Genomic DNA, 12,899 nt, shown 5'->3' on the forward strand with positions numbered 1-12,899 from the left:
GGATAATTTGCTAACGCTTGCAGGCAGCGGATCCGAGCAATCACGTTCACTCGCCGTCGGGCGGGTCACCAGGCCGCCAACGGCAGCAGGCCATGAGCTGCTGACGTGGGACGAATACATTCCGGAAGGGCATCTAAAGCCATCATCGAAGTTGGTTGATGCGCTCACACGACACACCTCGATTCTCGTGATCGTCCCCATCTACTGCGGCACGCCGGCTGCGGAGTGCCTTGGCGCCTTCCAAGCCCTGCATGAGCACGAAACTGCGATGAAGCAACTCGCCCGTAAACGACTCGGCATGGTCGGTGTGAGTACGGGGCAATCGGGTCGGGAATGCCTGCAGCCTCTTGCCAGCCTCTCGAAGAGCCTCGGGCTCTGGGTTGATCCCGGGATGATGCTGCTCTGCGACGACATGTTCATCGGACCTAGGCTGGCCGACCCGCAGGCCCTGCTGGAGCTGGATCGACTGGCTTCCCGGCTGAGGGCACTTGAGGGTGATGCACCATGAGGCAATACGACGAGACCACCTATGGTGAGCATTGGGCGCCATTCTATCGGGACAGGTCCCTCGGGGTCCCCTCGCCCGAGCCGACGGTAGCGTTCGTCGAGCGGCTGGTGGGCTCGACTGCCGATCTGCTGGATCTTGGTTGCGGCGACGGCAAATTCGCAGTGGCCATGGCCAACCGCGGTCACAGAGTGACCGCGGTTGATACGTCCTCGTCGATGCTCGAACTTCTGAGAAAAGAGGATGACGAGGGGCGCGTTGCGGTTGAGCAGGCATCCATGCTGGAAATATCCTACGATGCTCAGTTCGATGTCGTGACCATCCTTGGACTGTCACTCCTTCAACTGCCTTCTCAAGAAGCACAACTCGAATGCCTCGAGAAGGTGGCACGGAGCTTGAAGCCGAACGGGAGAGCCATAATTGAGGGCCTCAACCCAGATCTGTCACGATATCAATCGTCTCAAGAGGTCCTCGTTACCGAGATAAGTGCCGAGCGCACTATAATTCGGCCAGCAATCGTCAATCAGAAGGACCAGACGATCGATTCGTCAACTCTTGTTTTTGACCACGACGCTGACTCGGTAACCCGCCTCCCCTGTCGAATCAGGTACATGTGGAAGAGTGAGATGGACCTGGCTGCCATGATTTACGGGATGTCACCCGTGCGTACGTGGGCCAACTGGCAGTTCGTCAAGTACTCCGGACGTCCAGGCGTTTTCATCTCATGTTTCGAGAAAGTGTGATGTCGATTTATTCGGAACTCATTTCTGGGGCGTGGCGAGATTATCTCGCCACGCCCCAGAATGCTGCACCGGACTATCGAGGGTTTCTCAATAAAGGAAGCGAAATCTTACTTGAGCGAGTTACTGCGGCTTTCGCGATCGATTGCTGCCGCGCTCACACTTCTCTTCTCGGTGAAATTCGTGACTTCGCCGGCGGTTGCGAAAACAGCCGCGTGCTCAACGCGAAGATCAGGCAGCATGAGATCGCCATCCAGTCTTCGACCTCGAAGCGGCACCTGGTTCAAGTTCTGGGAGCGATCCAGAACAAGGGATTTCCGATTCTAGCCAATATTTTCGTCATGCCGCAACTTTCGGACGGGGTGGTACGAGTTCACCTGACTCAGCCGAGCAGTTGCAGGGTGGCCGAATCCAGGACTGCTGATTATGGAGCGAGTCAAGAGGTCGAAAAAATTGCGGCGACTTTGAGTGCCTCACTTCTGGAAACTCCGACGCTGCGTACACCAGAAAATTGGATGCATGTCAAGCGGCTGCCCCGTTCTGCTGCCAGCGGTGTGGACTGGTCCGCTTGGAGCATCGGCTTGTTCGGGACTTTTCTTGAAGAGGTCGTATGGGCTAGTTCCAGATATCTTGATGCCCTCGACAGAGTCTGGGATATTTCCTCCCTCGCCGGACTGCAGGCATGGGCTGTTGCGCGGCTCTGTGCGGCAGCGCGGACTGTAAGATCCATATCGGCCGTACTCGATTCGGACCGATCCGTTCATAAATTGGCCAAAGCTATTCGGATCGTCTCTCCTCGGCTCTATGATTCGGTTGCTCTGTGTGGTAGCGATCATGCCGAGCTGACATTTTCACTCGCTCGCCGTGTGCGGCAAGGTATGAGCGATGCAGTGCGAGAATCCCGGGCGGGGGGCGAGCCTGGGTATTCCTATTCCCTGTCAAAGGTTGACAGTGTCAAGATTCGTTACTCATCGCCAGCGCATAGCGGAGACCTGTCGGTCGCAGCAACGGTGATCGAGGCTCTTGAACAAGAGGCGGCGTGGGTTTATTCGGATGTGCTGCGATGCATCCAGTGCGGTGACTTTCCTCCGGCGATTCGTGCTGGCATCGTTGGCGGGCACTACATGCCGAGTCAAAATATGGTGACTGTCAGTTCCGGCCTGCCTTCGGTCATCTACTCTGCTTGGCAGTCCGATGCGTTTATTCTCGGTTCAGTGGGTGGCGTTATAGGGCATGAGATCGCGCATGCACTTGACCCGGGAAACTGGGGATTCGGAGGGATCGAGTCTGATCGGACGACCGGGGTGCCGCCCTTCGCTCTAGACCATGTCGTGAACCGTTTGATCGAGCGTGCGAAACAGGATGTGCGAAAGGGGTTGGTATCCAGCTTCTCTCCGGCCGATTGTCGAAACGAGTTGCTTGCCGACTATTTGTCCCTTTCTGCCGGTGTGCATGCAATGGGGCGTGAGAGGGCTCAAGACCGTGAGTTCAGAGACTTCTTCCTGGGGTGGTCAGGTTTGTGGGACACTGCCGACGAGGGGCGTGCGGTCCCGTACCCGTCGGATCTGTACCGAATATTGATGGTCAGGCATTTTGATCAGTTCTATCGTGCATTCAAGTGCGACCCGTCCAGTCCGATATGGATATCACGTGAGGATCGTGTTCGCCTATGATTAGAGGTCTTGGGAGGAATTTCTACTTCTACTGGGCTTCGCGCGGGGTAAGTAAACTGGGCAGCGCCTTGACCATGGTGGCCCTACCGCTGCTGGTATTCAATCTTTCCGGAAGTCCGGCCCTCACCAGCTTGATGGTGGTGGCGGACACGACACCCATGATCCTCTTCGGAATGGTCGGGGGCGCGGTCGGTGACATGTGGCCACGCCGGACCATCATGGTGCTCGCCGACATCTGTTCCGCCCTCGCCCTCTTCTCGATCGTGGCCTGCTCCTGGCTGGGTGAGCTGAGTGTGGCCGTTGTCCTGGTCGCCGGTTTCATCAGCCAGACCGGGGAAGCCATGTATGACGGCGCGAACTGGGGTGCCACGCCCGCGCTCGTGAAGCGGGACTCGCTGGACCGGGCAAACGGGCTGGTCTGGGGAACTCAGTCCCTGATGGAGTTCGCTGGTCCCGGCCTTGTGGGAATGCTGCTGGTCGTCATGAGCCCCAGCCAGGTGGTGCTGTTCGACGTCATCTCATTTGCCGCTTCGGCGGTCCTGGTGCGTGCGGTTTCGACAACGATGAGCGATCGGACCAGCAGTCAGACTGCGCGGATCCGGAACATTCCCCACGAGATCGCGAACGGTCTACGCTATCTCCGCTCTCAGGCCGGTCTTACGCAGTTGGTGGGGGTTGGGACTGCTGGATCCGCGGCTGTGGGTGCGATGTTCGGAATCCTTGTGCCCTGGGCTGTCGAAGGACTCGACGTGCCCAGCTCAGGCTGGATGTTCAGTGTCATGATGGCTTCCTGGTCTCTGGGCGCGACCGTCGGTGCCTTCGCGACAGGCCGCATGCGGGCTGGCGAGCGCGCCATCTTTGTTACGAGACGGCTGACATTCGTTGCTTCTCTGTGTTGCTTTGCCCTGGTGGTCGTCACTGCGTGGTGGGTGGCGGCGGCCATCTTGATCGCCTACCTGTTCTGTCACACCGCTCAGTACATGAGTGTCATCACGCTTCGTCAGCGCATCGTGCCGTCCTCCTACCTGTCACGCGTCAACGCGGCCTCGCGGGTGGTCAGTTACGGCGTCGGAACGGTGGGCGGAGCGGCCCTGGGCGGCTACCTGGCCTCACGCTTCGGATACCCGGCGGTGCTTTCCTTCGCAGGCGTGCTTCACCTGAGCAGCTGTCTTATATCGTGGTCGCCGAAGCTGTCGGCGCTCGAAAGGAAAGCCCAGGCTGAATTCACCTCGACTGTTTAACGACGGAGGGACTGCCTGAGGCCGGCACACATCGGTTGCGGAGTGAATGCAGTGGTCAGGGACTGAAGGACGACCGTGACAGACGGGCTCCGCCCGCGTGCTGACGAACGGGGTCCGTCGGGCCGCAATCCCGGGATCCTGCGCCCGTGTCGACGACGTCTCCGGCTAGTCCTGAAGCGGCAGCCGCACGGTGTGGGCGATACCCATGGCCGGGTACTCGGTGAGCTTTGCACCGTAGTCGTTGTCCGGATTGGAACGCGAGACGATCTCGATGACCGCCAGCACCTGACTCGCGTTGACGGCGAGGCCCTCCCCGTCAAGCACGTCCTCGGGATGACGACCGCGTCCGGGCACCGCATCCGGCCGATCGGCGGGTGCTCGATCTCGGGACCGTTCTCGCAGACGTAGCCGGGGTGGGTGGCGGGGAAGCTGGTTCCGGATATGTCCGACCGCGCCCTCGTGGCGCTTGTAGCGGCTCATCATGGCAAGGAACGGTTCGGAAGGCCCGATCTCGACGATCTACGCCCCCTCAAGGTACTCGGCGTATTCCGTGAGCTCCTCGGCGATCACGCATCCTCGCGTAGTCCATGACTCCATGGGTAGGTGTCAGGCCGCGATCCCTGGGCCCTCAGAGGGCCAGGACCCAGGAACCGTGTCCCCCACCTCCGGATAGTGGCAAGCCGTCAGATGCCCCACCCCGTTCCCCTCGGCCCGTACCAGCGCCGGCACCTCCGACGCGCACCTCTCCGTCGCCTTCCAGCATCGGGTGCGGAAGCGGCAGCCGGAGGGTGGGTTCAGCGGGGACGGCACGTCGCCGGTCAGGCGGATTCGCTCGCGGGCCGGAGCGTCGTCCGCCGCCGTCGCCTCCGGGACCGCGGACAGCAGCGCCCGCGTGTACGGGTGCCGCGGATTCCCGTACAGATCGTCGCGGTCGGCCGTCTCGACGATCCGGCCGAGGTACATCACGGCGACCCGCTGCGAGAAGTGGCGGACGATCGCGAGGTCGTGGGCGATGAAGACGAACGCGATGCCCAGGTCCTTCTGCAGGGTCTGGAGGAGGTTCACCACCTGGGCCTGGATCGACACGTCCAGCGCCGACACCGGCTCGTCCGCCACGATGAGCCGGGGCTGCAGTGCCAACGCCCTTGCCACGCCGATGCGTTGGCGCTGGCCGCCGGAGAACTCGTGCGGGAAGCGGTTGTAGTGCTCCGGGTTGAGACCGACGATCTCCAGCAGTTCGCGGGCGCGGCTCTCGCGGCCGCCCCTCGGGTCGATGCCGTTGATCTCCATGGGGCCGGAGACGATCTTCCCGACCGTGTGCCGGGGGTTCAGCGAGGCGTACGGGTCCTGGAAGATCATCTGGATCTCGGAGCGGATGGGCGCCAGTTCCCTCCGCGAGGCGTGGGTGATGTCCTGTCCCGCGTACGTGATCTTTCCGGCGGTCGGTTCCAGGAGGCGGGTGATCAGCCGGCCCGTCGTCGACTTGCCGCAGCCGGACTCGCCGACCAGTCCCAGGCTCTCGCCCTCGGCGACCCGGAGGTCGAGCCCGTCCACCGCCTGCACCGCGCCCACCGTACGGCGGACGGGGAAGCCGCCCCGTACCGGGAAGTGCTTGGTGAGCCCGGTGACGTCCAGGAGGGGGGCCGGGTCCGGGTCCGTGCCGCTCATGATCGTGAAATCCCTTCTCTCGTACGTCAGTTGGGCCTGTGCGTCAGTTGGGCTGCGGGGTCGCGTAGTCGACGAAGAACTCCCTGCGCTGATCGGCCGTCAGGTGGCAGGCCGTGCCGCGGCCGCCGCCGTTGATCTCCAGCGGGGGGCTGTCCGTGGAGCACAGCCCGCCGTGGACCTTCTCGGCGAACGCGCACCGCGGGTGGAAGCGACAGCCGGACGGTGGGTTGAGGAGGGACGGCGGCAGGCCGGGGATCGGCGACAGCGGCACGTCGACCGGCCCGTCGAGGCTCGGCATCGAGCCCAGCAGGCCCCAGGTGTACGGGTGTTGGGGTGTCCGCAGCACCTGGTTCCGCGTGCCCCGCTCCACACAGCGGCCGCCGTACATCACCAGCACGTCGTCCGCGATGTTGGCGATGACGCCCAAGTCGTGGGTGATGAAGACGATCGCCGTGCCGAACTCCTGCTGGAGGTCCTTGAGGAGGTCCATGATCTGGGCCTGGACCGTCACGTCCAGGGCCGTGGTCGGTTCGTCCGCGATCAGTAGTTCAGGGTCGCAGACCAACGCCATGGCGATCATCGCGCGCTGGCGCATACCGCCCGAGAACTGGTGGGGATAGTCGTCCACCCGGAGGTCGGGCTGCGGGATGCCGACCCGCCGGAGCATCTCGACCGACCGCGCGCGGGCCTCGTGCCGGGACGCCCCGGTGTGCTTGCGGTACGTCTCGCCGATCTGTCTGCCGACCGTGTGGAAGGGCGAGAGCGAGGCCAGGGCGTCCTGGAAGATCATGGACATCGTGTTGCCGCGCAGCCGCTCCAGCTCCCGCTCGGTCGCGGTCAGCAGGTCCTTGCCGTCGAGCAGGATCTCGCCGTCCACGTCGGTGTGTTCGCGGTCGTGCAGGCCGAGGATCGCCATGCTGGTGACGGACTTGCCCGAGCCGGACTCGCCCACGATGCCGAGCGTCCGGCCCTGGGCCAGGTCGAAGGAGAGCCCGTCGACGGCCCTGACGACGCCGTCCTCGGTCGAGAAGGCGACCCGCAGGTCGCGTACGGAGAGGAAGGGCGTGTTCATGAGGGGGGGCGTCCTCTCCTAGGCGAGCCGGATCCGTGGGTCGATGAGGGCGTAGACGGCGTCGACGACGATGTTGGCGACGACGATCGCGGCGGCCGCGGTGAGGACGACACCGAGCAGCAGCGGCAGGTCGTTGTCCCGTACGGCCTTGATGGACAGCGCGCCGATGCCGTGCAGTCCGAACGTCTCCTCGGTGATGATCGCGCCGCCGAGGAGATAGCCGATGTCGAGGCCGAGGATCGTGACGATCGGCCCCATCGCGCCCCGCCAGGCGAACCGGAAGAAGACCGTCCGGCGGGACAGGCCCTTGGCACGGGCCGTGCGTACGTAGTCCTCGCTGAGGCTCTCCACCAGCTGGGAGCGGGTCATCCGCGTGTAGTTGGCCGTGAAGATCAGCGCGAGGACCAGCCACGGCAGCAACAGCCCCTTGAACCAGGCGCTCGGATCCTGGGTGAATCCCATGCTGTCCTGCGGCCGGGGGAGCAGATGCCACTCGTCGGAGAGGTAGTACATCGCGACCACACCCACGATGTAGATCTGCAGCGACGAGCCGATCAGGGAGGCGGAGGACGCGATCTTGTCCAGCGCCTTGCCCTGCTTGACGGCCGCGATCATGCCCGTACCGACGCCGAAGACCACGAACACCACCGCGCTGCCGATGGAGAGCGAGAGAGTCGTCGGGAAACGGTCGGTGATCAGGCCGAGCACCGGCTCGTGGTTGGTGAACGAGTAGCCGAGGCAGGGGGCCGGGCAGTGCCCGAGCCCGGTGTAGTCACGACCGGCGAAGACCCCCACCAGCCAGTGCCAGTACTGGACCGGCAGCGGGTCGGAGATCCCGAGGTTGTGCCGGACCAGCGCGAGCGTCTGGGGCGTGCAGAGCTTGCCGCAGGCGGCGCGGGCGGGGTCGCGCGGGGCGACGTAGAAGAGCACGAAGGTGAGGGCGCTGATGATCAGCAGGATCAGCAGCGCGCCGAGCGTCCGACGGACGAGGAAGCGGAACATGGCGAGGCGATTCCCTGGTGGCCGATTGCCGGTTGCCGGTGGTCTCAGGCCTTGGCGTACAGCTTGTAGAGGATGAACGCCGAGAACAGCGGGTCGAACTCGCCCCCGCCCACCTTGGCCCCGTACAGGTAGTAGCGGCGCTGGTACGTCTCGGGGATGATCGGCGCCTCCTTCTCCATGATCTGCCGGTCCAGCGCGGCCCAGGCGGCGTTGGCCTTGGTCGGGTCGGCGATGACCGCGTCCTTCTTGATGGCCGCGTTCACCCAGTCCACGTTCAGCTGGGAGACGTTGTTGGCGCCGTTGGCGATCGTGGTGCCGTCGAAGAGGGGCTGGAGGAGGGTGTAGCCGGTGGGCCAGTCGGGGGACCAGCCGAACCACATCACGTCGAACTGGTTGTCTATCTGCTGGACCTGGTCGTAGTAGCTGGTCGACTCGACGGGCTTCACGACCGGGTCGAAGCCCGCCTGCTTCAGCGCGTCCGCGATGACGACCTTGGTCTTGTCGTACGCGTCGCTCGCGCCCTGCGGATAGGTGTAGACGATCTTCTGGCCGAGCTTGCCGGCTTCCTTCAGCAGGGCCTTCGCCTTCGTCGTGTCGCCCTGCGGCTTGGTCAGCTTGCCGTAGATGTCGAACTTCACGCGGCCGGCGATGTCGGGGGAGAGGACGGTGGTCGCGTACTCGCCCGCGGACGGGCCGCCGTAGATCCGGCGGATCTGCTCCAGCGGCCAGGCGTAGTTGAGCGCCTGGCGCACCTTCACGTCGGTGATCCGCTTGCAGTTGATGGCGTAGTAGTAGAGGCCGGTCAGCAGGCCGTCGACGGTTCGGGCCTTCAGGTCCGCCGTGCCGAGCACCTTCTGGATGCGCTCCGCGGGCACCCCGCTGTACGCCATGACCGCGAACTGGTCGTTCCCGGAGTCGGCGATCAACCGGTCCGTGGCCTGGAGCCCCTCCGGGCCGAACTCGAAGACGAAGGAGTCCGGGTAGGCGTTGCGGATCGGGTCCGTCGCCGGGTCCCAGTGCGTGTTGCGCACCAGCGTCAGGGACTTGTCGACCGAGTGCTGCTTGATCCGGTACGGGCCGCAGGAGACCGGGTCCTTGTCGTACTTCTCCTTGGTGTCGTGCTTCACGGGCACGGCGCCGTAGGAGTGCATCGCCAGCGTCCAGTTGAGGTCCGGGCGGGCCGTCTTCAGATGGAAGGTGATGGTCTTCTTCGCGGTGTCCGTGACGACCGAGCTGAGGTGCTTGCCGCCGTACGGGCCCTTGTAGACCGATCGGAAGTCGTTCGTGCCGGTCAGCGCGGACTGGAGGTAGGTCGCCCCCTCGGTGGTGAAGCTCGCGAAGCCGCGCTCGATGCCGTGGCGCACGTCGTCCACGGTCAGCTCGCTGCCGTCCTCCCACTTCAGCCCGTCCTTCAGGGTGAAGGTCCAGGTCCTGCCGTCGTCGGACATGGTGCCGGTGTCGGTGGCCAAGTCGCCGACGAGCTTCATGGCGCCACCGGAGGCGATCTTGTAGCCGGTCAGACAGCGGATGTAGAGGTTGCCGACCGTGGAGTTCCACGAGTAGTAGATCCGCTGCGGGTCGAGGTGCGAGAAGTCGTCCGGCCCGATGGGGTGGATCGTCCCGCCCTTGCGCGCCCCGGTGATCTCGGGCGCGGGCCCGGTGGAGTCGTCCGCGGTACCGATGGTGACGGCGGAGTACTTGGCAGTACTCGTGGAGCCGCCACCTCCCGTGCCGCCACCGCCCCCACCACTGCTGCAGGCCGAGAGAACCATGGAGCCGCCTGCCGCGACGGAGGTGGCGATGACGAAGTTTCTGCGCGAAAGAGACATGGGTGTCCTGCCTGAATGAGGGAGAGGGGAGAAGCGGGGGGCGCCCCCTGTTCTTTTAGGGGCGCGAGGAACTGCGCGACCAGCCACAACGAACCCGCAGGTTCAATCCGGCGTATCCAGCGGAGCTACCGGCGGCGGGTCTTCGGATCCAGCGCATCCCGGACGGAGTCACCAAGCAGGTTGAAAGCGATCACGAAGATCACCATCGTCAGCCCGGGAAACAGCATGTAAGTGATGTCGTTCTGATAGACCTGCGCCCCGCGCTGGATCATCACGCCCCAGTCCGGCGTCGGATCACTGAGCCCCACGCCGAGGAAGGCGAGGGCGGCCTCCGTGGTGACGTACATCGGCAGCGCGAGGGTCGCCTGGATGAGGATCGGCGTCCACAGGTTCGGCAGCAGTTCCTTGAAGATGATCCGGGCCGGTGACGCCCCGGTCACCTTGGACGCCTCCACGAACTCCCGCTCGCGCAGGGCCAGTACCTCGCCGCGCAGCAGCCGGGCGATCGGCGCCCAGCCGAACGCGGTCATCACCGAGATCAGGCTGACCACCGTGAGCCAGGTCGGGGTGGCGTCCTCCGGCGAGACGAGGATCGAGATCATCACGGGCCAGAAGGCGATGAAGAAGAGCGTGGAGGGGAAGGCCAGCAGGATGTCGATGACCCTGCCCACCAGGTAGTCGGTCCGGCCGCCGAGATAGCCGGCCGTGAGTCCGACGACGATGCCGAGGAAGGTGACCAGCACGGTCGTCACCGTGGCGATCAGCAGCGAGTTGCGGATGCCGTAGAGCAGTAGCGTGAAGACGTCCCGCCCGAGCTGGGGTTCGACGCCGAACCAGAAGTCGCCGCTGATGCCGCCGTTGGGCCGGACGGGGAAACCGAAGTCGTTGAGCAGACCCGCCGTGTTCTGGCCGTAGGTCGTGTACGGATCCTTGCCGTACAGCCTGGCGATCAGCGGGGCGCCGACTCCGGCGACGAAGAAGACCAGCACCACACAGGCCGAGACCACGCCCGTGCGGTCGCGCCTGAAGCGCAGCCAGGCGAGCCGGCCGGGGGAGCGGCTGTCACCGCCTCGGGGCGGGGTCTTCGGCGCCGCGGGTACGGCGTCTTCGGCCACCACCATGGGGGCGGTCGTGGCAGAGGGTGTAGGCGAGGTCATCGTGCTCCTGGCCCGAACTGTCATGCGGGTCTGCGGGATGCGACCCACGGGCTAGCGCGACCATTTCAACGCCGTTCAGGCAGCGTCAATGAAACGTTGACGGCTTTGATCTGGTCTTTTGCCGCTTGACCCGAGCCTGGCCGCCCGCTTGGTGTGGCTTGGTGCTGCCATGACCAAAGCGAGGTCCGATATGCGGTTCGCCATGTTTCGGCATACGTGCATTCGGTGGGTGTTCCCACTCGTAAGAGTGGGACGAATGGGCGTCGCGTCCTTTATGCCCCGATATTGGGCGCTGAAGGCACAGCGCTCCCGCGCCGGAGCCACAGCGCACGGAACGTGCACTGGAAGCGCACTGAAGAGGAGGCACTCCATGCGTGGAGCCACGCACGCCAGATGGGCCGCATGCGCGGCGGCGGTAGCTCTCGCCGCGACGGCCTGCGGGGACGACGGGGGCGGCGACAGCGGCGGCGGCGACGGCTCCGGCATCGTGAGCTCCTCGTGGGGTGACCCGCAGAACCCCCTGGAGCCGGCCAACACCAACGAGGTGCAGGGCGGCAAGGTCCTCGACATGCTCTTCCGCGGTCTGAAGCGCTACGACGCCAAGACCGGCAAGGCCAACGACATGCTCGCCGAGAAGATCGAGACCTCGGACTCGCAGAACTTCACCATCACCGTCAAGACCGGCTGGAAGTTCAGCAACGGCGAGGCCGTCGACGCCAAGTCGTTCGTGGACGCCTGGAACTACGGCGCCAGCCTCAAGAACAACCAGAAGAACGCGTACTTCTTCGGGTACATCGACGGCTACGACAAGACGCACCCGGAGGACGGCAGCAAGCAGACGGCCGACACCCTCTCCGGCCTCAAGGTCACCGGGCCCAACACCTTCACGGTCAAGCTCAACCAGAAGTTCTCGACCTTCCCCGACACCCTGGGCTACGCGGCCTTCTCCCCGCTGCCGCAGTCGTTCTTCGACGACCACGCGGGCTGGCTGAGCAAGCCGGTCGGCAACGGCCCGTACACCGTCGACTCGTACGCCAAGGGCTCGGTGATGAAGATGCGCGAGTGGGTGGACTACCCGGGCGAGGACAAGGCGCAGAACGGCGGGGTGGACCTCAAGGTCTACACCGACAACAACACCGCCTACACGGACCTGATGGCCGGCAACCTCGACCTCGTCGACGACGTGCCCGCCTCCCAGCTGAAGAACGCCGCGAGCGACCTCGGCGACCGGTACATCAACACGCCCGCCGGCATCATCCAGACCCTCGCCTTCCCGTTCTACGACAAGGCCTGGGACAAGGACGGCATGGAGAAGGTCCGCACGGGCCTGTCCCGGGCCATCGACCGCGAGCAGATCACCGAGACCATCTTCCAGAAGACGCGCACGCCCGCCAGCGACTGGACCTCGCCCGTGCTCGGCGAGGCCGGCGGCTTCAAGGAGGGGCTGTGCGGTGACGCCTGCGAGTACGACCCCGAAGAGGCCAAGAAGCTGATCGAGGAGGGCGGCGGGCTGCCCGGCGGCCAGGTCAAGATCTCCTACAACGCGGACACCGGCTCCCACAAGGAGTGGGTGGACGCCGTCTGCAACTCCGTCAACAACGCGCTGAACAACGACAAGGCCTGCGTCGGCAACCCGATCGGCACGTTCGCCGACTTCCGCAATCAGATCACGCAGCTGAAGATGTCGGGCCCCTTCCGGGCCGGCTGGCAGATGGACTACCCGCTGATCCAGAACTTCCTGCAGCCGCTGTACTACACCAACGCCTCCTCCAACGACGGCAAGTGGACCAGCGCCGAGTTCGACAAGCTCGTCGACGAGGCCAACGCGGAGACCGACCAGGCCAAGGCCGTCGGCCTCTTCCAGCAGGCCGAGGAGGTCCTGCGGGACGACATGGGCGCCATCCCGCTCTGGTACCAGAACGGCAGCGCCGGCTACTCGGAGCGGCTCTCCGACGTGGCGCTCAACCAGTTCAGCGTCCCCGTCTACAACGAGATCAAGGTCAGCTGAGCCG

General features: G+C 64.6%; 11 protein-coding genes. 5 read left to right on the forward strand and 6 right to left on the reverse strand.

The features are described from left to right. Window positions 1-7: 7 nt before the first annotated feature. Genes ACIBEI_RS12825 through ACIBEI_RS12840 form a run of 4 tightly spaced genes read left to right on the forward strand, consistent with a single transcriptional unit; the run spans window position 8 to window position 4,159 of the window. Entirely contained in the window at window positions 8-508 is a 501-nt protein-coding gene (locus ACIBEI_RS12825; RefSeq protein ID WP_398887979.1) for a hypothetical protein, read from the forward strand. Then, window positions 505-1,248: a class I SAM-dependent methyltransferase gene (locus ACIBEI_RS12830; protein WP_398887981.1), complete on the forward strand. Its 744-nt coding sequence runs from the start codon at window positions 505-507 to the stop codon at window positions 1,246-1,248. The genes ACIBEI_RS12825 and ACIBEI_RS12830 overlap by 4 nt, the downstream gene beginning before the upstream one ends. Then, a complete protein-coding gene (locus tag ACIBEI_RS12835; protein WP_398887983.1) occupies window positions 1,248-2,918 on the forward strand; it encodes a hypothetical protein in 1,671 nt (556 codons plus the stop codon). The genes ACIBEI_RS12830 and ACIBEI_RS12835 overlap by 1 nt, the downstream gene beginning before the upstream one ends. Continuing rightward, entirely contained in the window at window positions 2,915-4,159 is a 1,245-nt protein-coding gene (locus ACIBEI_RS12840; RefSeq protein WP_398887985.1) for an MFS transporter, read from the forward strand. Before ACIBEI_RS12835 ends, ACIBEI_RS12840 begins: the two co-directional genes overlap by 4 nt. A 165-nt stretch (window positions 4,160-4,324) precedes the next feature. On the opposite strand, the gene ACIBEI_RS12845 is transcribed toward ACIBEI_RS12840, so the two are convergent. The 6 genes from ACIBEI_RS12845 to ACIBEI_RS12870 all read right to left on the reverse strand — a co-directional run bounded on the left by ACIBEI_RS12845 (window position 4,325) and on the right by ACIBEI_RS12870 (window position 10,887). Continuing rightward, window positions 4,325-4,483, reverse strand: a complete 159-nt coding sequence (locus ACIBEI_RS12845) for a hypothetical protein (protein WP_398887987.1) — start codon at window positions 4,481-4,483, stop codon at window positions 4,325-4,327. Window positions 4,484-4,765: 282 nt separating this feature from the next. After that, on the reverse strand, window positions 4,766-5,827 hold the full coding sequence (locus tag ACIBEI_RS12850) for an ABC transporter ATP-binding protein (protein WP_398887989.1): 1,062 nt from the start codon (window positions 5,825-5,827) through the stop codon (window positions 4,766-4,768). 43 nt (window positions 5,828-5,870) lie between these two features. Continuing rightward, the gene (locus ACIBEI_RS12855; protein WP_398887991.1) at window positions 5,871-6,899 is read right to left on the reverse strand and encodes an ABC transporter ATP-binding protein; all 1,029 of its coding nucleotides are present in this window, start codon (window positions 6,897-6,899) and stop codon (window positions 5,871-5,873) included. A gap of 18 nt (window positions 6,900-6,917) precedes the next feature. Next, entirely contained in the window at window positions 6,918-7,901 is a 984-nt protein-coding gene (locus ACIBEI_RS12860) for an ABC transporter permease (protein ID WP_398887994.1), read from the reverse strand. A gap of 44 nt (window positions 7,902-7,945) precedes the next feature. Beyond that, window positions 7,946-9,730: an ABC transporter substrate-binding protein gene (locus ACIBEI_RS12865; RefSeq protein WP_398887996.1), complete on the reverse strand. Its 1,785-nt coding sequence runs from the start codon at window positions 9,728-9,730 to the stop codon at window positions 7,946-7,948. 125 nt (window positions 9,731-9,855) lie between these two features. Continuing rightward, complete coding sequence (locus ACIBEI_RS12870; RefSeq protein WP_398887998.1) at window positions 9,856-10,887, reverse strand: ABC transporter permease; 1,032 nt, start codon at window positions 10,885-10,887, stop codon at window positions 9,856-9,858. 370 nt (window positions 10,888-11,257) lie between these two features. On the opposite strand from ACIBEI_RS12870, the gene ACIBEI_RS12875 reads away from it, so the two are divergent. Beyond that, the gene (locus ACIBEI_RS12875; RefSeq protein WP_398888000.1) at window positions 11,258-12,895 is read left to right on the forward strand and encodes an ABC transporter substrate-binding protein; all 1,638 of its coding nucleotides are present in this window, start codon (window positions 11,258-11,260) and stop codon (window positions 12,893-12,895) included. Window positions 12,896-12,899 lie beyond the last annotated feature (4 nt).

This window comes from Streptomyces sp. NPDC050988 (genome assembly GCF_044456225.1).
Lineage (GTDB): Bacteria > Actinomycetota > Actinomycetes > Streptomycetales > Streptomycetaceae > Streptomyces.